Origin of the sequence: Streptomyces sp. NBC_01381 (assembly GCF_026340305.1) — a bacterium.
Taxonomy (GTDB): domain Bacteria; phylum Actinomycetota; class Actinomycetes; order Streptomycetales; family Streptomycetaceae; genus Streptomyces.
On record NZ_JAPEPI010000001.1, the window covers coordinates 659,799 to 679,391 of the forward strand.

The window sequence follows — 19,593 nt, forward strand, 5'->3', positions numbered from 1 at the left end:
CGCACGTCATGTACGGCTGCATGCCGTGCACGCCGGGCACCTTCGGGGGAACCACGATCGGCCCCGGCCCTTCCACCTCCCGGCGCGGGCATCGTCGATGAAGCGAAGGGACGAGACGCGACGAAAGAGAGAGACACGATGCCGCTCTACCTGACGAGGTTCAGCTACACGCCGGAGACCTGGGCAAGGCTCACCGGCAACCCCGAGGACCGCTCACAGGCCGCCCGGTCGTACATCGAGTCCGTCGGCGGGAAGCTGCACGGCTTCTGGTACGCCTTCGGAACGCACGACGGCTACAACCTCTGGGAAGCTCCGGACAACGTGTCGATGGCCTCGGTCGCCCTTGCGATCAGCGGCGGCGGCGCGCTCAGCTCGTTCGAGACGACCGTCCTCCTGAGCGTCGACGAAACACTGGACGCCCTGCGCAGAGCCGAGCAGATCAAGTACCGGGCTCCTGGCGAGTAGAGACCCACGCCAGGAGCCCGCCTCTGGGCCTACAGCCCGCCCTCGGACATGCCGTGCACCGCCGGGATCGTCCCCAGGCGGCCCTTCTGGTAGTCGTCGAAGGCCTGCTGCAGTTCCTCGCGGGTGTTCATGACGAACGGCCCGTAGTGCGCCATCGGCTCCCTGAGCGGCTGGCCGCCGAGCAGGACGACCTCCAGGTCCGGATGGTTGGAGTCCTGCTTCTCGTCCGCGCGGACCGTCAGCGAGGAACCCGCTCCGAACACGGCCGTCTGCCCCAGGTGCACGGGCCTGCGCTCCGTTCCGACCGAGCCGCGTCCCGCAAGGACGTAGACGAGACCGTTGAAGTCCGCACGCCAGGGCAGCGTGATCTCCGCGCCGGGACGCAGCGTCGCGTGGACCATCGTGATCGGCGTGTGCGTGATGCCGGGACCCTCGTGGCCGTCGAGCTCGCCCGCGATGACACGGAGCAGCGCGCCGCCGTCGGGCGTGCTCAGGAGCTGCACCTGACCGCCGCGGATGTCCTGATAACGCGGGTCCTTCATCTTGTCCTTGGCGGGCAGGTTGACCCACAGCTGAAGGCCGTGGAACAGCCCGCCGGACGCCACGAGCGACTCGGGCGGAGTCTCGATGTGCAGGAGGCCGGAGCCCGCCGTCATCCACTGGGTGTCGCCATTGGTGATGGTGCCGCCACCGCCGTTGGAGTCCTGGTGCACGAAGGTTCCGTCAATGATGTACGTGACGGTTTCGAAGCCACGGTGCGGGTGCCAGGGGGTTCCCTTCGGCTCCCCGGCGCCGTAGTCCACCTCGCCCATCTGGTCCATCATGATGAACGGGTCGAGGTACTTGTAGTTGATCCCCGCGAAGGCCCGGCGCACCGGAAAGCCCTCGCCCTCGAAACCGCTGGGGGCGTCGGTCACGGCGAGCACGGGGCGGGCCACGGCATCGCCGGACGCGGCCACGCGGGGCAGGGTCAGCGGGTTCTCGACGGTCACTGCGGGCATGTCGGTGCCTCCTTCTCGTACGCTCAGTTTAGTTGAACGTAGAACTTCTTGCCACTGGGAACGCGCGACGCCCGGAGGGCATTCCCTCCGGGCGTCAGGGCGGTGTCAGTGCGAGAAGGCTCTTCTCCTGGGTCCTGGCCGTCTGCGCAGCAATGGCGTCTAGCCATACATCCTGCGCATCGCGAAGTCGACCATCTGCTCGACGGCCTTCGCGTCGAAGACCATGCGGTGCTCGCCCTCCATGTCGAGCACGAAGCCGTACCCGGTCGGCAGGAGATCGATGACCTCCGCGCCCGTGATCACGAAGTACTTGGACTCCTTGCCCGCGTACCGCCGCAGCTCCTTGAGCGAGGTGAACATCGGGATCACCGGCTGCTGGGTGTTGTGCAGGGCGAGGAAGCCGGGGTTGTCGCCGCGCGGGCAGTAGACCTTGGACGTCGCGAAGGCCTGCTGGAAGTCCTCGGCGGACATCGAGCCCGTGGTGAAGGCACGCACCGCGTCCGCGAGGGACGGGGGCGACGGCTCGGGGTAGAGCGGGGGCTGCTGTGCGTACCCGCCCGCGCCGCCGGGCATCTGCTGCGGTGGCGGCTGGGCCCCGGGCGGGGCGTACTGCTGCTGGGCGCCAGGGCTCTGGTCGTAGCCGTACATGACCGCAAGAGTACTGAGCCCGCGCGAGTGCTGAGTCACAGATGACCCATTAGGGGTTGCTTCTTATTACTGGCGGGTAGCATCATCGTAGCTACTTGCTGGTACTGATCCTGTTGATCCCTTTTCTGCTTACGGAGCCGTCGCCATGGGGCACTACAAGTCGAATCTCCGCGACATCGAGTTCAACCTCTTCGAGGTGCTCGGCCGCGACAAGCTGTACGGCACCGGCCCGTTCGCGGAGATGGACGTCGACACCGCCAAGAGCATCCTCGACGAGCTGCGCAGGCTCGCCGAGAACGAGCTGGCCGAGTCCTTCGCGGACGCCGACCGCAACCCTCCGGTCTTCGACCCGGAGACCAACACCGCCCCGGTCCCGGAGTCCTTCAAGAAGAGCTACCAGGCCTTCATGGACTCCGAGTACTGGCGCCTGGGCCTGCCCGAGGAGATCGGCGGCACGACCTCGCCGCGCTCGCTGATCTGGGCGTACGCGGAGCTGCTGCTCGGCGCCAACCCGGCCGTGTGGATGTACTCCTCCGGTCCGGCGTTCGCGGGCATCCTGCACGAAGAGGGCAACGAGGCGCAGAAGAAGATCGCCGCGATCGCCGTCGAGAAGCAGTGGGGCTCGACGATGGTCCTGACCGAGCCGGACGCCGGTTCGGACGTCGGCGCGGGCCGCACGAAGGCCACGCTGCAGGAGGACGGCTCCTGGCACATCGAGGGCGTGAAGCGCTTCATCACGTCCGGTGAGCACGACATGTCGGAGAACATCCTCCACTACGTCCTCGCGCGCCCCGAGGGCCACGGCCCCGGCACCAAGGGCCTGTCGCTCTTCCTCGTCCCGAAGTACGAGTTCGACTGGGAGACCGGCGAGCTGGGCGCCCGCAACGGCGCCTACGCCACGAACGTCGAGCACAAGATGGGCCTCAAGGCGTCCAACACGTGCGAGATGACGTTCGGCGACCAGCACCCCGCCAAGGGCTGGCTGATCGGCGACAAGCACGAGGGCATCCGCCAGATGTTCATGATCATCGAGTTCGCCCGCATGATGGTGGGCACGAAGGCGATCGCGACGCTGTCGACGGGTTACCTGAACGCCCTGGAGTACGCCAAGGAGCGCGTGCAGGGCCCGGACCTCGCCCAGTTCATGGACAAGACGGCGCCCAAGGTCACCATCACGCACCACCCGGACGTACGCCGCTCGCTGATGACGCAGAAGGCGTACGCGGAGGGCATGCGCGCGCTGGTCCTGCACACCGCGGCCGTCCAGGACGACATCCAGATCAAGGAGGCGGCGGGCGAGGACGCGTCGGCGCTGATCGCCCTGAACGACCTGCTGCTGCCGATCGTGAAGGGCTACGGCTCGGAGCGTTCGTACGAGCAGCTGGCGCAGTCGCTCCAGACGTTCGGCGGCTCGGGGTACCTCCAGGAGTACCCGATCGAGCAGTACATCCGTGACGCGAAGATCGACACCCTCTACGAGGGCACCACGGCGATCCAGGGCCAGGACTACTTCTTCCGGAAGATCGTCCGCAACCAGGGTGCCGCGCTGAACGGCCTCGCCGAGGAGATCAAGAAGTTCCTCGCGGTCGGCACGGGCGGCGAGGCGCTGGCCGGCGCCCGCGAGGAGCTGGCCAAGGCCGCGGTCGAGCTGGAGGCCATCGTCGGCGTCATGCTGACGGACCTCGCGGCGACGGAGCAGGACGTCAAGTCCATCTACAAGGTGGGCCTCAACACGACCCGCCTCCTGATGGCCTCGGGCGACGTGGTCGTCGGCTACCTGCTCCTTCGGGGCGCGGCGGTGGCCGCGGAGAAGCTGGAGACGGCTTCGGCGAAGGATGTCGCCTTCTACCAGGGCAAAATCGCCGCGGCCAAGTTCTTCGCCACGAACGTCCTGCCGGGCGTCGCCTCGGAGCGGAAGCTCGCCGAGGGCGTCTCCCTGGACCTGATGGAACTGGACGAGGCGGCGTTCTAGCCCCTCACCTGTTCTCCCTGCGGCCCGCTTTCCCCTCCGGGGGGGGCGGGCCGCAGTGCGTCGCCTGCCCGACGGGCTTCCCCTCCGGGGGGGGGCGGGCCGTGGTGCGTTGCCTGCCCGGCGGGCCTCCCCTCCGGGGGGGCGGGCCGTGGTGCGTTGCCTGCCCGGCGGGCCTCCCCTCCGGGGGGGGGCGGGCCGTGGTGCGTTGCCTGCCCGGCGGGCCTCCCCTCCGGGGGGGGGCGGGCCGTGGTGTGTCCGCGGCGGGCATCCCCTCCAGGGAGGGAGGCCGCGGTGTGCCCACCGCTACCCCACCCATCCCGGCGCTGCGCGCCGACTCTTTCCCGCCCGCCCACCCGATTACCCGCGTCTGACACCTCGCACGGGCCGCACTGTCGCCCTGCGGATCCGCTCCTTCCTTCACGGCGCTTCGCGCCGATTACCCCACCCACCCACCCGATCACCCCGCGCAGGTAGCACTGTCACCCGGCGCCGGCGCTGCGCGCCGGATTACCCCGCGCCTGACACCTCGCGAGGGCGGGCTGTCACCCTGCGCGAGCGCATTCGTCTGCAGACCCGCTCATGCCTTCCCGGCGCTCCGCGCCGGGATACCCCGCCCACCCACCCGATTACCCCGCAGCTTCGGGTGAACGGGTGGGTGGGCGGGAGAGATCCAGCGCGGAGCGCCGGGGCAGGGCGGGACGGCGTCGCAGGCGAAGGGCGGCCACCCGATGACGCAGGGCAAACGGGCGGGTGGGTGGGGAAGATCCGGCGCGGAGCGCCGGGGCAGGGCGAGACGGCGTCGCAGGCGAAGGGCGGCCACCCGATGACGCAGGGCAAACGGGCGGGTGGGTGGGGGAGATCCGGCGCGGAGCGCCGGGGCAGGGCGGGGCGGCGGCGCAGGCGGAGGGCGGTGCGGAGGACCCCGGGTACAGAAACTCCCGTTTAAGGCCCCCCGCAGGCCCCGACACCGCTAGCTAGGCTGGAAGCCATGAGCACCCCCGCCCGCCCGTCACCCGCCGCCGCCCCTGCAAAGACCGCTGCGCGCGCCCCTCTCGTCTTCGACCGCGGCCACTCCGAAGACCTCATGACCTTCCTGGCGGCAAGCCCCTCCCCGTACCACGCAGTGGCCACCGCCGCCGAGCGGCTGGAGAAGGCCGGCTTCCGCCAGGTCGAGGAGACCGAGGCCTGGGACGGTTCGACCGGCGGGAAGTACGTGCTGCGCGGCGGCGCCATCGTCGCCTGGTACGTCCCCGAGAGCGCGACCCCGCACACCCCCTTCCGCATCGTCGGCGCCCACACCGACTCCCCGAACCTGCGGGTGAAGCCGAGGCCGGACAGCGGCGCCCACGGCTGGCGCCAGGTCGCGGTCGAGATCTACGGCGGACCGCTGCTCAACTCCTGGCTGGACAGGGACCTCGGCCTCGCGGGCCGCCTCTCCCTGCGCGACGGCAGCACCCGGCTCGTGAACATCGACCGCGCCCTGCTCCGCGTACCGCAACTGGCGATCCACATGGACCGCGGAGTCGTCGCCGACGGCCTCAAGCTCGACAAGCAGAAGCACATGCAGCCCATCTGGGGCCTCGGCGACGACGTGACCGACGGCGATCTGATCCGCTACGTCGCGGAGGAAGAGGGGCTCGCCCCCGGCGACGTAACCGGCTGGGACCTGATGACGCACCCCGTCGAGGCGCCCTCCTTCCTCGGCCGCGACCGCGACCTCATCGCGGGCCCCCGGATGGACAACCTCCTGTCGGTGCACGCCTGCACGGCCGCGCTCGCCGCCGTGTCGACGGCCGACGACGCCGGCTCCCTCCCGTACATCCCCGTACTCGCGGCCTTCGACCACGAGGAGAACGGCTCACAGTCCGACACCGGCGCGGACGGCCCGCTGCTCGGCAGCGTCCTTGAGCGGTCCGTGTTCTCGCGCGGCGGTTCGTACGAGGACAGGGCCCGCGCCTTCGCCGGAACCGTCTGTCTGTCCTCCGACACCGGCCACGCCGTGCACCCCAACTACGCGGAGCGGCACGACCCGACGCACCACCCGCGCGCCAACGGCGGCCCGATCCTCAAGGTCAACGTCAACAACCGGTACGCGACGGACGGCGCGGGACGCGCCGTGTTCGCCGCCGCGTGCGAGAAGGCCGGCGTGCCCTTCCAGAGCTTCGTTTCGAACAACTCGATGCCCTGCGGCACGACGATCGGCCCGATCACCGCGGCCCGGCACGGCATCAAGACGGTCGACATCGGTGTGGCGATCCTGTCCATGCACAGCGTGCGCGAGCTGTGCGGGGCGGACGATCCGCACATGCTGGCCAACGCGTTGGTGGCGTTCTTGGAGGGCTGAGTACGCTGGGGGTGTTCGAAACACGCACAACGACACAGGGGTTGAGGCCAGGTGGAGTTCCAGCTGCTGGGACCGGTGACAGTCGCCGGAGGCAGCGGAACGGTACCCCTGGGCCCGGCCAAGCGCCTCAGCCTGCTCGCCGCTCTGCTCCTTCGGGCGGGCACGCCGGTCTCGGTGGACGCCCTGACCGACGCGCTGTGGGACGACGAACCCCCCATGCACGCGCGCACGGTCATCCAGGGGCATGTGTCGCGGCTGCGGGCGCTCCTCGTGGAAGCGGGTCTCGATGCGTACGGCGTCGAACTCGCCACGCAGGGCGGTGCGTACGCCCTGCAGTTCCCGGAGACGCTGCTCGACGTCAGCCGCTTCGAGGACCTCGTCAAGCTCGCCGGGCAGCAGCGGGACCCGGCCGACGCGGCCCTGATGCTGCAGGAGGCGCTCGCCCTGTGGAACGGTCCCGCGCTGACCGGCACCGTGCCGACGGGGCCGATGCTGGCCGCGGCGCGGGGCCTTGAGGAGAGCCGGCTCGTGACCGTCGAGCAGCTCGCCGAGGCGTACGGACGGCTCGGCGCGCACGGCCAGGCGGTGGCGCTGCTGCGTACGGAGTCGGTGCAGCATCCGTTCCGTGAGGCGCTGGTGGCGGCGTTGATGCGGGCGCTGCAGCGGTGCGGGCGGCAGTCCGAGGCGCTGGAGTGCTTTCACCGGACGCGGGAGCGGTTGGCCGAGGAGATGGGGGTCGACCCCGGCAAGACGCTGCGGCGGGCCTATGCGGAGATCCTCGACGGCGAGCCGGACACGGGGAGCCATCCGACGCTGGCGGCGGCGATGCGTGCTTCTGGCAGGGGCGCCTCCCCGAAGAAAAGCTCTCCCTCCCACCCGCCCGTTCGCCCGGCAGCGCCTCGTGAGCAAGAGCAGCCCGCCGCCGGGGCGGGGGCCACGTCCGCAGGGGCGGCGCCCGCACCCGACCCCGCCCCCGCTGTGGGCAGGCGTTCCGCAGGGCGAGTGGGGCCTCCCCTGCTCGAGCGAAGCCGAGAGCTTGGGGAAGGGTGGGCACAGCGTTCACCGCAGGGTGCCGGTGAACAGAGGGCCCAGAACCTCCTCCCCCGGGCCCCCCGCAGCTTCGTGAGCCGCGAGGAGCAGCTCGCGGTGCTCGAAGCCGCCGTCGAGAGCAGCCCCGAAGGCTCCATCGCCCTGATCACCGGCCCCGCCGGGGTGGGGAAGACCGCCCTCGCCCTGCACTGGGCGCACCGTGCGGCCGAGCGCCACCCGCAGGGCACCCTCTTCGCCGACCTGCGGGGATTCAGCGGAGGCGAGGCCGCCCAACCCTCGTGCGTCCTACGGGAGTTCCTCCTGGCCCTGGGCGTACAGCCCCAGGACGTCCCCGGCGGCATCGAGGCCGCCGCGGCCCTGTACCGCTCCCTCGTCGCGGAGCGACACCTCCTCGTCGTACTCGACAACGCACGGGACTCCGCCCAGGTCCGCCCCCTGCTGCCCGGCACCCCCCACGTGACCACCGTCGTCACCAGCCGCAACCGCCTCGACGGCCTCATCGCCTCGGACCTCGCGCGCCCCGTCCCGCTGGGCGTGCTCGGCGAGCGGGACGCCGCCGAGCTGTTCGTCCGCGCCCTGGGGCGGACCGGCGGCGCGGACGCCACCGCCGTGCGCCAGGTCGCCCGCCTCTGCGACGGCCTGCCGCTCGCCCTGCGCATCGCCGCCGCCAGGCTCAGCGGCCGCCCGCAGTGGTCCGTCGCCGATCTCGCCGCCGAACTCGCCGACGGCCAGCGGCGGTTGGCGCTGCTCTCCGCCGAGGACACCGGCGTCGCCGCCGCCCTGCGCACCTCGGTCGACCGGCTGCCGGACGGCGACGCCTGGCTGCTCGCGTCGCTGGCCCGCGCGTTCACCCGTGACGTGGACGCGTACGCGGCGGCCGCCGTGGCGGGGACGGATGTCCCGGGCGCACACGAAGGGCTCGACCGGCTCGCCGCCGCTCATCTGATCCAGGAGGAGTCGCCGGGGCGGTACGTCCTGCACGATCTCGTACGGCTCTACGCCCGCAGCCTGGACGGACCCGCGGACGCCGACCTGCGCCTGGTGGACCACTGGCTGCGCTCCCTGGACGCCGCGGTCCATGCCATCGACACCACCGGCTACCGCGACTGCGCACTGCCCGCCGGCTGTCTGCCGGGACCGGTCCGCGCGTTCGCCGACCGGGACACCGCCCGCGGCTGGTTCGCCGCCGAGCAGGACGGGCTGCTCGCGGCGAGCGCCGCCGCCGCGGGGCTCGGCGACGACGACCGCGCCTGGCGGCTCGCCGTACTGATCTGGCCGACGGTCCTGTGGCGCCCCCACCTCGGCTGGCGGGCCCCGCTGGAGCGCGCCCTGGAGGCGGCCGGGCGGGCCGGCAGCGACGAGGGCGTCGGGCGGCTGCACTCCACTCTGGGCGTGCTGCTCGTCGAGACCGGGCACCACGAGGCGGCCCTGGGGCACCTGGAGCGCTCCCTGGATCCGCTGCACCGCGCGGGACTTCCCGAGATCGCCGCCCAGGTCCTCGTACTCATCGGCATCGCCCGCATCCACCTCGACGACCCGGAAGGCGCCCTGCGCGCCCAGGAGGAGGCCGTCCGCACGGCGCGCGAGAGCGGCCACTCCACGGCGGCGCTCCTTGAGCACCACCACGCCGCGCAGCTCGCCCTCGCCGGCGGCGACCAGGCGGCCGCCGCCGGGCACGCGGCCCGCGCGATCGCATCGGTGCCGCCGGACGAGACCGCCGGCTGGCGGCCGCTGATCTGGGAGTCGTACGGCATCGCCCTGCACCGCGCCGGGCTGCACCACGAGGCGCGCGCCGCCCTCCTGACCGCACTCACCGTGACGGAGGAGGAAGACCTTCCGGCGCGCACCGCGGGGGCGCTCACCCAGCTCGGCGAGGTGGCATCCGTGCTCGACGGGCCCGAGGGCGGGGCGGACTACCGGCGCCGCGCCGAGGAGCTGCGGCGCTCCATCCCTGACTCCTCCATGTGACCTCCGACCCCGCTCTGACCTGCGCGAACGGAACGTTAGCCAGGTGTTAGCGGGACGGCAGCGGTGGGCGGCAGGCTCCTTCTCACAGGCCCGAACCGACCGTCACACGGGGGAGTCACCACCATGCGCAGCAAGGCCCGCAAGAACACTGCCGTCGCCCTCGCGGCGGCCGCCGCCCTGTCGATCTCGCTCACCGCCTGCAACAGTGACGGCGGCGACGGTGACGGTGACGACAGCAAGGCATCCGGGTCCTCCTCATCGGTCGGCACCTCCGACTCCTCCGACTCCGCGAAGAACACGTCCGGAGGCACTGTCGGCGGCTCGTCCGTCGGCGGCGAGGCCGCTCCGGCAGGTGCCGACGACTGCACACTGGCCACCTCGAAGATCGCCATGCAGGAGACCGGCGGCTCCGCGCCCGTCGTCCTGCTCAAGATCACCAACAACGGCGACAAGCGCTGCTCGGTCTTCGGCGCCCCGTTCATCAGCGACCCGACGGCCGGCAAGAACCTCCCGGTGGCCGAGGACACCCGGCCGCAGTCCGTCGTCAGCGTCGAGCCGAACCAGTCCGCGTACGCCGCGATCGGCCTCGCGGCCAAGGAGTCCGGCGACACGCACCGCACCAAGACGTTCAACGTCACCCTCGCCACGAAGGACGGCAAGGGCACGGACGGCCACGCCTCGGTCGGCTCCCCCGGCCCCGCGGGCCTGCTCCTGGACAGCTCCTCGCAGGTCACGTACTGGCAGAGCACCTCCGAGGACGCCCTGACCTGACGGCGGCCTCCCCATGACCCACAGCCGGTCCGTGTCCTCACTTCCCCCAAGTGGCACGGGCCGGCTGTGTCGTTCCCGCCGCGGGGTAGTCATGGCGCCATGAGACTTCTCGTACGCGACAGGCTGTTCGGCATCGGCGACGACTACTGGATCGAGGACGACCGGGGCCGCAAGGTCTTCCTCGTCGACGGCAAGGCGATGCGGCTGCGCGAGACCTTCGAGCTGAAGGACATGGAGGGCCGCGTCCTCATCGACATCCGCGCCAAGATGCTGGCCCTGCGCGACACGATGGTCATCGAACGGGACGGCGAGCAGCTGGCCAGGGTCAAGCGCAAACGCCTCTCGCTCCTGCGCAACCACTACCGCGTGGAACTTGTCGACGGCACGGAACTCGACGTCAGCGGCAAGATCCTCGACCGCGAGTTCGCCATCGAGTACGACGGCGAACTCCTGGCCGACATCTCCCGCCGCTGGTTCAGCGTCCGCGACACCTACGGCCTTCACGTCGTACGAGAGGACGCGGACCCGGCCCTGCTCCTGGCCATCACGGTCTGCGTGATCCGCCTGGCGGAGAAGGAACGGGGCATGGACTAGCGCTTGGGTGTGTCCATCCCGAGGAGCCGGTCCTTCAGCGCGGGGAACTGCTCCCGAGTGACAGCGACCTTCCCAGGGTCCAGGTCGACGGTGAGGACCTCCTCACCGTCCCCCGCCTCGCAGAGCACCTCACCCCACGGATCGACGACAACACTGTGCCCCGCCTGCGGAACCCCCGCATGCGTCCCCCCGGTGCCACAGGCAAGGACGTACACCTGATCCTCGACAGCCCGAGCCCGTGCGAACAGCAGCCAGTGCTCCCGCCGCCGAGCGGGCCACCCCGCCGGCACCACGAACATCTCGGCCCCCGCATCCACAAGCCCCCGAAACAGCTCAGGAAAGCGCAGGTCATAGCAGGTGGCGAGCCCCAAGGTGGTCGACGGAAGGCGCACAGTGGCCAGCTCCGCCCCCGCCGCCATCATGACGGCCTCCCCCTTGTCGAAGCCGAACCGGTGGATCTTCCGGTAGGCGGCGGCAAGTTCACCGTCAGGGGAAAACACCAGAGAGGTGTTGTAGAGCGGCCCTTCCGGGTCCCGCTCCGGAATGGACCCGGCGTGCAGCCACACCCCCGCGTCGCTCGCCGCCTTGGCCATCGCCTCGTAGGTGGGCCCTTCCAACGGCTCCGCCTCAGTGGCGAACGACTCGTACGCGAAAGCGCCGGTCGTCCACAGTTCGGGAAGAACGACGAGATCTGATCCCTCCCGCGCACTCACCTCACGTACCAGTGAAGCGACGCGCGACCGACGGGAATTGACCGGTTCGTCCTCGTCTACGGCGATCTGGATGAGGGAGGCGCGCACACTACCACCGTCCTGGCATTCGGGCCTTCAATGCAGGCCTACGATCGTCACACGAAAGCACTGCCGGGGTGCCTGTGGGCAGCGTAACTTAGCGTCTCAGACACCCACCGCCCGCGTACGACCGTCGAGGGGTCCCGTGAGTCTCCATCCCAGCCTGCAAAACTACGCCGACGCCTGGACCCACTCAGTCACGGCGATATCCGAGCTGGTGTCGCCGCTCGCCGAGGGAGAGTGGAACTGGGCCACGCCCTGCCCCGGCTGGTCGGTGCGGGACATCGTTTCGCATGTCATTGGCCTCGACTGCGAGATGCTGGGCGACCCGCGCCCCATCCACACGCTGCCCCGCGACCTGTACCACGTACAGACCGAGGGCCAGCGGTACATGGAGATGCAGGTCGACGTGCGGCGCCACCACACCGCGCCCGAGATGACCTCCGAGCTGGAGTACACGATCATCCGCCGCTCGCGGCAGCTGCGGAACGAGTCGCGCGACCCCTCCCACAAGATCCGCGGCCCGCTCGGCAGCGAGCAGACCCTCGAACTGGCCACGCGGATGCGCGCGTTCGACGTCTGGGTGCATGAGCAGGATCTGCGTACGACGCTGAAGAAGCCCGGCAACCTGGACTCGCCCGGCGCGCTCGTCGCCCGCGATCTGCTGCTTCACGGACTGCCGAAGGTCGTCGCCAAGAAGGCGGGCGCGCCCGCGAATTCGGCGGTCGTCTTCGATGTGAGCGGTGCCGTCGAGTTCCTGCGCACGGTCCGCGTCGACGCCGAAGGCCGCGCCACGGTCGACAGCGCCCCCTCGCTCGGCCCGCTCGCGACGCTGAGCCTGGACTGGGAGACGTACTTCCGTCTGGCGTGCGGCCGTATCCCGTACGCCTCGGTGACCGACCGCATCAAGATCGAGGGCGACCACGGCCTCGGCGAGGCGATCCTGCGGGAGTTCGCGGTCACGCCGTAGCCGGACGCACGCCGCTCCCGCGAGGCAGAACCGGGCGGGAGCGGCTTGAGATGTGCGTGACGGTCGGTCAGACGGGGACGTGTACCGCCTCGACCCTGCTGGCCACGAGCCGTTCCCGCTCCCTGCGGACGGCGCGCGTCCGCAGCCGCAGGATCTGGCTCAGGCCGATCGCCTCGAGGACGAAGACCGCCGAGAAGGCGATCCGGTAGTTGTCACCGGTCGCGTCAAGCAGGACGCCGATGGCGAGCAGCGTGGTCATGGAGGCGACGAAGCCGCCCATGTTCACGATGCCGGACGCCGTGCCCTGCCGCTCCGGCGGATTCGCGGGCCGCGCGAAGTCGAAGCCGATCATGGACGCGGGGCCGCAGGCGCCGAGCACCGTGCAGAGCGCGATGAGCAGCCACATCGGGGCGTGGTCGCCGGGGTAGTGGATCGTGGCCGCCCACATGACGGCGGTCGCCGTGACCGTACCGATGGCGAGCGGCGTACGGGCCGCGTGGTGCCGGGCGACGATCTGGCCGTAGGCCAGGCCGATCACCATGTTGGACAGCACGACGAGGGTGAGCAGCGTCCCGGCCGACCCGCGCGAGAGCCCCTGCGCCTCGACGAGGAACGGCAGCCCCCACAGAAGCAGGAACACCATCGCCGGGAACTGCGTGGTGAAGTGCACCCACAGGCCGAGCCGTGTGCCGGGCTCGCGCCAGCTGAGGCCGATCTGCTTGCGCACGAAGGCCCCACCGGTGTGCCGCACGGGCGCCGGCTCATGGCCCTCGGGGTGGTCCTTGAGGAACAGCGTCATCAGTACGAGGACGACGACACCGCAGAGCGCGCTGCCGGCGAAGGCCGCGGTCCAGCCGACGGAGTGCAGCAGCCGGGCGAGGACAAGGGTCGAGACGAGGTTGCCCGCCATGCCGACGAGCCCCGCGAGCTGCGCGACCAGCGGGCCGCGCCGGGCCGGGAACCAGCGGGTGCCGAGCCGCAGGACGCTGATGAAGGTCAGCGCGTCACCGCAGCCGAGCAGGGCGCGGGACGCGAGGGCCATCGCGTACGAAGGGGAGAAGGCGAAGCCGAGCTGCCCGAGCGTGAACAGCACGACCCCGATGGTCAGCACCTTCTTGGTGCCGAGCCGGTCGACCATCAGGCCGACGGGTATCTGCATGCCCGCGTACACGAGCAGTTGGAGGATCGAGAAGGTCGAGAGCGCGGACGCGTTGACGTGGAAGCGGTCGGCGGCGTCGAGCCCGGCGACGCCGAGGGAGGTCCGGAAGATGACGGCGACGAAGTAGACGGAGACACCGATCGACCAGACGAGCACGGCGCGCTTGCCGCCGGGCGGATCACCGGGAAGGGAGACCGAACTCATCGGGACCTCCAGTAACGGGTGGGCGGGCGGGGAAAACGCCGCGAAGCGGGGAAAAACCACCCACCGGCGGACGGCGCCCCCTCAAAGAGCACCCTCATCGGACCTCGCCCCGAGCAAGGTTCTGGAACCACCCGACGTGCCGGGTGACCACCGCCTCCGCGGCCCCCGCATCCCCCGCCCGCAAAGCCTCAAGAATCTCCGCATGCTCCGCCAGCGTCTTAGCGATCCGGTCGGGATGGGACTGCATCACGGCAACCCCCATCCGCAACTGCCGGTCCCGAAGCTGGTCGTACAGCCGCGCCAGAATCTCGTTGCCCCCGCTCCGCACGATCTCGGCATGAAAACACCGGTCGGTCACAGCGGCAGCGGAAAGGTCCCCGGCGGCAGCCTGCTCCCGCTGCTGCCGCAGCAGCTCTTCAAGGCGGCCGATAAGCCCCGCAGGGGCCGGCACGGCCTTGCGGACCGAGTGCGTCTCCACAAGCAGCCGCGTCTCGACGACATCGGCGATCTCCTGCGCGGAGACCGGCAGGACCAACGCCCCCTTCTTGGGGTAGAGCCGGAGCAGCCCCTCGACCTCCAGCTTCAGGAGGGCCTCCCGCACCGGGGTGCGCGACACCCCCACGGCCTCGGCGAGCTCGCCCTCGGTGAGCAGCGTGCCGCCTTCGTAGCGGCGGTCCAGTACGCCCTGCTTCACATGCGTGTAGACGCGCTCGGCGGCGGGCGGCGGTTTGACGGCGGGGGTCGCGGAGGCGGCGGGGACGGCTGGGGCGGCAGGCATGCGCACAGCATAGATACAACACGTACGCATCACCGCGTCCATTTCACGATGCGGACATCACCCTCGCGGGGCGCATCCTTCTGCCCCCGTTGCGAGTCGTACCATCTAGCGGCACCCTCATGTGGCCGCATTCCAGGGGCATTTGGAGCATAGAACTTGAACACCCCCATTAAGGGCATTCGACGCGCATCGGCCGTCATCGTCACCGCGGGAGCGGTACTCGCGGGCGGCGCCCTCACCACGCCGGCCCACGCGGCCGCACCGCCGAAGCCGTCCATCGCCGCCAAGGGCGGCTATGTGATGAACAACGGCACGGGCAAGACCCTCTTCACCAAGGCCGCCGACACCCGCCGGTCCACCGGCTCCACGACCAAGATCATGACCGCCAAGGTGGTGCTTGCGCAGTCGAACCTCAACCTCGACTCCAAGGTCACGATCCAGAAGGCCTACAGCGACTACATCGTCAAGAACACCGCCTCGTCCGCCCGGCTGATCGTCGGCGACAAGGTCACCGTCCGTCAGCTCCTGTACGGCCTGATGCTGCCGTCCGGCTGCGACGCGGCGTACGCGCTCGCCGACAAGTTCGGCAAGGGCTCCACCCGCGCGGAACGCGTGAAGTCGTTCATCGGGAAGATGAACGCGCAGGCCAAGACCCTCGGCCTGACGAACACCCACTTCGACTCGTTCGACGGCATCGGCGGCGCCGCCAACTACTCCACGCCCCGCGATCTGACGAAGCTCGCGAGCAGCGCGATGAAGAGCTCCACGTTCCGTACGGTCGTGAAGACGAAGTCGACGAAGCAGAAGGTCACGACGAAGACCGGCGGCTACCGCTACATGTCGTGGTCGAACACGAACAACCTGCTCGGCAGCTACAGCGGCACGATCGGTGTGAAGACCGGCTCGGGCCCGCAGGCCAAGTACTGCCTGGTCTTCGCCGCGACCCGTAACGGCAAGACAGTCATCGGCACGGTCCTCACGTCCACCTCCGCGGCCAACCGCACGACGGACGCGAAGAAGCTGATGGACTACGGCTTCAAGAAGTAGCCCCACTCACGGGGATACGACGAGGGGGCCCGCCGCGTGCTGCGGCGGGCCCCCTCGTACGTTGCCGGACCTGCTACGCCCAGGTGATGAGCCGCTTGGGCTGCTCCAGGATCGCCGCCACATCGGCGAGCACCTTGGAGCCGAGCTCGCCGTCGACCAGGCGGTGGTCGAAGGAGAGCGCAAGGGTCGTCACCTGGCGCGGCTTGACCTTGCCCTTGTGGACCCACGGCTGGAGCTTGATCGCGCCGACCGCGAGGATCGCGGACTCGCCCGGGTTCAGGATCGGCGTGCCCGTGTCGACGCCGAAGACGCCGACGTTCGTGATCGTGACCGTGCCGCCCTGCATCGCGGCCGGAGACGTCTTGCCGTCCCTGGCCGTGGCGACCAACTCACCGAGGGACTCGGCCAGTTCGGGCAGCGTCTTGGCGTGCGCGTCCTTGATGTTCGGGACGAGCAGGCCGCGCGGCGTCGCGGCGGCGATGCCCAGGTTCACATAGTGCTTCTGGACGATCTCCTGATTCGCCTCGTCCCAGGCCGCGTTGATGTCCGGGTTGCGCCGGATCGCCACGAGCAGCGCCTTGGAGATGAGCAGCAGCGGGTTCACCCGCAGGCCTACGAAGGCCTTGTCCTGCTTGAGCTCCTCGACGAGCTTCATCGTCCGCGTCACGTCCACCGTCACGAACTCCGTGACGTGCGGCGCAGTGAACGCCGAGCCGATCATCGCCTGGGCGGTGGCCTTGCGGACGCCCTTGACGGGGATGCGGGTCTCGCGGGCGTCGGAGCTCACGGCGGCCGCCTGGACGGGGGCGGGAGCCTGAGTCGCCGCTGGCTGCGGCGCGGCCACGGGGGCGGGGGCTGCGGGCGCGGGGGCGGCCGCTGCCACCGCCGCGTGCACGTCCTCCCGCGTGATGATCCCGTCCGGACCCGACGGCGTGACGGCCGTCAGATCGACACCCAGATCCTTGGCGAGCTTGCGCACCGGCGGCTTGGCCAGCGGCCGCTCGCCCGCGGGCGAAGGCACAGGCGCAGAAGCGAGCGCCGATGTGCTGGTGCCGTTCAACTCGGCCTGCACGGACGCCGCGTAGTACGTACCGGCCGGCGGCTGCTCGGCCTGCTCCGGCACGGACTTGCGGGCCCGGCGCTTCGTCGAGGACGCGGCGACCCCGTACCCGACGAGCACGGGCTGGCGCCCTTCGGGAGCCGGCTCCTCGGCGGGAGCGGGCTCCTGTGCAGGGGCGGCGACCGGCTCGGCGGGCGCCGCGGCAGCTGCGGGCGCCGCGGGGGCCGCCCCGCCCGACACGTCGACCGTGATGATCACCTGGCCGACGTCGACCGTCGTGCCCTCGGGGAAGCGCAGCTCCCCCACAACACCGTTGAACGGAATCGGCAGTTCGACGGCTGCCTTGGCCGTCTCCACCTCGCACACGACCTGACCGTCGGTGACGGTGTCGCCCGGCGCCACGTACCACTTGAGGATCTCGGCCTCGGTGAGTCCCTCGCCCACGTCGGGCATCTTGAACTCGGCAAGAGCGGTGTCTGTCATCGTCGTCACGACCCTCTCCCTCAGTACGCCAGCGAGCGGTCGACGGTGTCGAGCACCCGGTCAAGGCCCGGCAGGTACTCCTCTTCGAGGCGGGCCGGCGGGTACGGGGCGTGATAGCCGCCGACCCGGAGCACCGGGGCCTCAAGGTGGTAGAAGCACCGCTCGGTGATGCGCGCCGCGATCTCCGCGCCCGTACCGAGGAACACCGGGGCCTCGTGCACGACGACAAGGCGGCGGGTCTTCTCCACCGAGGACTGCACCGTGTCGAAGTCGATCGGGGACATGGAGCGCAGGTCCACGACCTCCAGGGACTTGCCCTCCTCGGCGGCTGCCGCGGCGGCCTCCAGACAGACCTTCACCATCGGGCCGTACGCCGCGAGCGTCAGGTCGGTGCCCTCGCGGACGACCTGGGCCTTGTGCAGCGGACCCGGAATCGCGTCCTTGTCGACCTCGCTCTTGTCCCAGTAACGCCGCTTCGGCTCGAAGAAGATCACCGGGTCGTTGCTCTGGATGGCCTGCTGCATCATCCAGTAGGCGTCCGAGGAATTGGACGGCGAGACGACCTTGAGCCCCGCCACGTGCGCGAACAGCGCCTCGGGCGACTCGCTGTGGTGCTCGACCGCGCCGATGCCGCCGCCGTACGGAATGCGGATGACGACCGGCATCTTGATCTTGCCGAGCGCACGGGCGTGCATCTTCGCGAGCTGCGTGACGATCTGGTCGTACGCGGGGAAGACGAAGCCGTCGAACTGGATCTCCACCACCGGGCGGTAGCCCCGCAGGGCCAGGCCGATGGCCGTGCCGACGATGCCGGACTCGGCGAGCGGGGTGTCGATGACCCGCTCCTCGCCGAAGTCCTTCTGCAGCCCATCCGTCACCCGGAAGACGCCGCCGAGCTTGCCGACGTCCTCGCCCATGATGAGGACCTTGGGGTCGTTCTCCAGCGCCGTGCGCAGCGATTCGTTGATCGCTTTGGCAAGGGGAAGTTTCTGTACGCCCATGATCACTTACCGCCCTCGTCCGCGAAGGACGCCTGGTACGCGGCGAACTGCGCGCGCTCCTCGTCGACGAGCGCATGCCCGTCCGCATACGCGTTCTCGAAGATCGCCATCAGATCCGGATCCGGCATCGCCCGCACCACCTCTCGCACTCGCTTTCCCAACGCTTCGCTCTCCGCTTCGAGTTCCGCGAAAAATCCCTCATCCGCGTGACCTTCGGACTCGAGATAGGCCTTCAGGCGCAGGATCGGGTCCTTCGCCTCCCAGGCCACGCGCTCGTCGTCGTTGCGGTACTTGGACGGGTCGTCGGAGGTGGTGTGCGCGCCCATGCGGTACGTGAACGCCTCGATCAGCGCGGGGCCCTCGCCCGTGCGGGCCCGCTCCAGGGCCCACTTGGTGACGGCGAGCACGGCAAGCACGTCGTTGCCGTCGACCCGCACACCGGGGAAGCCGTAGCCCTGCGCGCGCTGGTAGAGCGGCACCCGGGTCTGCTTCTCGGTGGGCTCGGAGATCGCCCACTGGTTGTTCTGGCAGAAGAACACGACAGGCGCGTTGTAGACCGCGGAGAAGGTGAACGCCTCGGCCACGTCTCCCTGGCTTGAGGCGCCGTCCCCGAAGTACGCGATCACGGCCGAGTCCGCGCCGTCCTTGGCCACGCCCATGGCGTACCCGGTGGCGTGCAGGGTCTGCGAGCCGATGACGATCGTGTACAGGTGGAAGTTGTTGGTGTTCGGGTCCCAGCCGCCGTTGTTCACGCCGCGGAACATGCCGAGCAGGTTCGTCGGGTCGACCCCACGGCACCAGGCGACGCCGTGCTCGCGGTAGGTCGGGAAGACGTAGTCGTCGTCGCGCGTGGCGCGTCCCGAGCCGATCTGGGCGGCCTCCTGGCCGAGCAGCGAGGCCCACAGGCCCAGCTCGCCCTGGCGCTGCAGGGAGGTGGCCTCGGCGTCGAAGCGGCGGGTGAGGACCATGTCGCGGTACAGGCCGCGCAGGTCATCGGCGGTGATCCCGGCGACGTACTCGTCGTACTGAGCGTTCTTGACCCGCTTGCCTTCAGGGGTCAGCAGCTGTACGAGCTCGGGCTCGGTGCCCTTCTTCGGCGCGGCCTTCTTGGCGCTGGCGCGCTTCCCGCCGCTGGTACTGCTGCGGCGCGGTGTGCGCGCGGCGGTGCTCTCCACGGTCACGTGTGCTCCTCCGTCGGTCCGGCCCCCGGGATTACCGGGAAGCAGGGGGTCCCCCCTGCTCTTTAAGAGCTTGGGGGCGCGGCTCGCCTGCTCCGTGCCCGCGCAC

16 protein-coding genes are annotated in these 19,593 nt (G+C 70.3%); 8 read left to right on the forward strand and 8 right to left on the reverse strand.

From position 1 onward, the window contains the following. Window positions 1-138: 138 nt before the first annotated feature. Complete coding sequence (locus OG453_RS03210; RefSeq protein ID WP_266864292.1) at window positions 139-465, forward strand: GYD domain-containing protein; 327 nt, start codon at window positions 139-141, stop codon at window positions 463-465. 29 nt (window positions 466-494) lie between these two features. Here the strand turns inward: OG453_RS03210 and OG453_RS03215 are convergent, their stop codons facing one another. Together OG453_RS03215 and OG453_RS03220 are read right to left on the reverse strand one after the other, a co-directional pair. Continuing rightward, window positions 495-1,466, reverse strand: a complete 972-nt coding sequence (locus OG453_RS03215) for a pirin family protein (protein WP_266864294.1) — start codon at window positions 1,464-1,466, stop codon at window positions 495-497. A 159-nt stretch (window positions 1,467-1,625) separates the two neighbouring features. Then, a complete protein-coding gene (locus OG453_RS03220; RefSeq protein WP_135331823.1) occupies window positions 1,626-2,114 on the reverse strand; it encodes an SseB family protein in 489 nt (162 codons plus the stop codon). 145 nt (window positions 2,115-2,259) lie between these two features. Between OG453_RS03220 and OG453_RS03225 the strand changes: the two genes are divergently transcribed. From OG453_RS03225 to OG453_RS03245, 5 genes are all read left to right on the forward strand, one after another. Further along, window positions 2,260-4,086 carry an acyl-CoA dehydrogenase gene (locus tag OG453_RS03225; RefSeq protein WP_266864297.1) on the forward strand — a complete coding sequence of 609 codons (1,827 nt, stop codon included), beginning with the start codon at window positions 2,260-2,262 and terminating at the stop codon, window positions 4,084-4,086. Between the two features lie 988 nt (window positions 4,087-5,074). After that, a complete protein-coding gene (locus OG453_RS03230) occupies window positions 5,075-6,430 on the forward strand; it encodes a M18 family aminopeptidase (RefSeq protein WP_266864299.1) in 1,356 nt (451 codons plus the stop codon). 75 nt (window positions 6,431-6,505) lie between these two features. Beyond that, window positions 6,506-9,448, forward strand: coding sequence for a BTAD domain-containing putative transcriptional regulator (locus OG453_RS03235; protein ID WP_266864301.1), 2,943 nt, complete (start codon window positions 6,506-6,508; stop codon window positions 9,446-9,448). Window positions 9,449-9,571: 123 nt separating this feature from the next. Then, window positions 9,572-10,219, forward strand: coding sequence for a DUF4232 domain-containing protein (locus tag OG453_RS03240; RefSeq protein ID WP_266864303.1), 648 nt, complete (start codon window positions 9,572-9,574; stop codon window positions 10,217-10,219). A gap of 99 nt (window positions 10,220-10,318) precedes the next feature. Continuing rightward, window positions 10,319-10,813, forward strand: coding sequence for an LURP-one-related/scramblase family protein (locus OG453_RS03245; protein WP_266864305.1), 495 nt, complete (start codon window positions 10,319-10,321; stop codon window positions 10,811-10,813). On the opposite strand, the gene OG453_RS03250 is transcribed toward OG453_RS03245, so the two are convergent. Beyond that, the gene (locus tag OG453_RS03250) at window positions 10,810-11,613 is read right to left on the reverse strand and encodes a carbon-nitrogen family hydrolase (protein WP_266864307.1); all 804 of its coding nucleotides are present in this window, start codon (window positions 11,611-11,613) and stop codon (window positions 10,810-10,812) included. The genes OG453_RS03245 and OG453_RS03250 overlap by 4 nt on opposite strands. Before the next feature lie 136 nt (window positions 11,614-11,749). Between OG453_RS03250 and OG453_RS03255 the strand changes: the two genes are divergently transcribed. Then, on the forward strand, window positions 11,750-12,574 hold the full coding sequence (locus tag OG453_RS03255) for a maleylpyruvate isomerase family mycothiol-dependent enzyme (RefSeq protein WP_266864309.1): 825 nt from the start codon (window positions 11,750-11,752) through the stop codon (window positions 12,572-12,574). Between the two features lie 67 nt (window positions 12,575-12,641). On the opposite strand, the gene OG453_RS03260 is transcribed toward OG453_RS03255, so the two are convergent. Beyond that, window positions 12,642-13,937, reverse strand: a complete 1,296-nt coding sequence (locus OG453_RS03260; RefSeq protein ID WP_266864310.1) for a nitrate/nitrite transporter — start codon at window positions 13,935-13,937, stop codon at window positions 12,642-12,644. Window positions 13,938-14,031: 94 nt separating this feature from the next. Further along, window positions 14,032-14,715 (reverse strand): GntR family transcriptional regulator, encoded by a 684-nt coding sequence (locus tag OG453_RS03265; protein ID WP_266864312.1) that lies wholly within the window; start codon window positions 14,713-14,715, stop codon window positions 14,032-14,034. A 156-nt stretch (window positions 14,716-14,871) separates the two neighbouring features. On the opposite strand from OG453_RS03265, the gene OG453_RS03270 reads away from it, so the two are divergent. Further along, a complete protein-coding gene (locus OG453_RS03270; protein WP_266864314.1) occupies window positions 14,872-15,762 on the forward strand; it encodes a D-alanyl-D-alanine carboxypeptidase family protein in 891 nt (296 codons plus the stop codon). 73 nt (window positions 15,763-15,835) lie between these two features. Here the strand turns inward: OG453_RS03270 and OG453_RS03275 are convergent, their stop codons facing one another. From OG453_RS03275 to pdhA, 3 genes are read right to left on the reverse strand one after another with little or no spacing between them, the layout of a single operon-like run. After that, entirely contained in the window at window positions 15,836-17,314 is a 1,479-nt protein-coding gene (locus OG453_RS03275) for a dihydrolipoamide acetyltransferase family protein (protein ID WP_266864316.1), read from the reverse strand. An 11-nt stretch (window positions 17,315-17,325) separates the two neighbouring features. Beyond that, window positions 17,326-18,306: an alpha-ketoacid dehydrogenase subunit beta gene (locus OG453_RS03280; protein WP_266864318.1), complete on the reverse strand. Its 981-nt coding sequence runs from the start codon at window positions 18,304-18,306 to the stop codon at window positions 17,326-17,328. 2 nt (window positions 18,307-18,308) lie between these two features. Beyond that, the gene (gene pdhA, locus OG453_RS03285) at window positions 18,309-19,487 is read right to left on the reverse strand and encodes a pyruvate dehydrogenase (acetyl-transferring) E1 component subunit alpha (RefSeq protein ID WP_266864320.1); all 1,179 of its coding nucleotides are present in this window, start codon (window positions 19,485-19,487) and stop codon (window positions 18,309-18,311) included. Between the last annotated feature and the right edge of the window lie 106 nt (window positions 19,488-19,593).

What these genes read in the sequence shown, in the direction of transcription:
- OG453_RS03280 (WP_266864318.1), bottom strand. Translation starts at nt 18,306, where the DNA reads ATGGGCGTACAGAAACTTCCCCTTGCCAAAGCGATCAACGAATCGCTG.
- OG453_RS03265 (WP_266864312.1), bottom strand. Translation starts at nt 14,715, where the DNA reads ATGCCTGCCGCCCCAGCCGTCCCCGCCGCCTCCGCGACCCCCGCCGTC.
- OG453_RS03215 (WP_266864294.1), bottom strand. Translation starts at nt 1,466, where the DNA reads ATGCCCGCAGTGACCGTCGAGAACCCGCTGACCCTGCCCCGCGTGGCC.
- OG453_RS03220 (WP_135331823.1), bottom strand. Translation starts at nt 2,114, where the DNA reads ATGTACGGCTACGACCAGAGCCCTGGCGCCCAGCAGCAGTACGCCCCG.
- OG453_RS03210 (WP_266864292.1), top strand. Translation starts at nt 139, where the DNA reads ATGCCGCTCTACCTGACGAGGTTCAGCTACACGCCGGAGACCTGGGCA.
- OG453_RS03225 (WP_266864297.1), top strand. Translation starts at nt 2,260, where the DNA reads ATGGGGCACTACAAGTCGAATCTCCGCGACATCGAGTTCAACCTCTTC.
- OG453_RS03230 (WP_266864299.1), top strand. Translation starts at nt 5,075, where the DNA reads ATGAGCACCCCCGCCCGCCCGTCACCCGCCGCCGCCCCTGCAAAGACC.
- OG453_RS03260 (WP_266864310.1), bottom strand. Translation starts at nt 13,937, where the DNA reads ATGAGTTCGGTCTCCCTTCCCGGTGATCCGCCCGGCGGCAAGCGCGCC.
- OG453_RS03240 (WP_266864303.1), top strand. Translation starts at nt 9,572, where the DNA reads ATGCGCAGCAAGGCCCGCAAGAACACTGCCGTCGCCCTCGCGGCGGCC.
- OG453_RS03245 (WP_266864305.1), top strand. Translation starts at nt 10,319, where the DNA reads ATGAGACTTCTCGTACGCGACAGGCTGTTCGGCATCGGCGACGACTAC.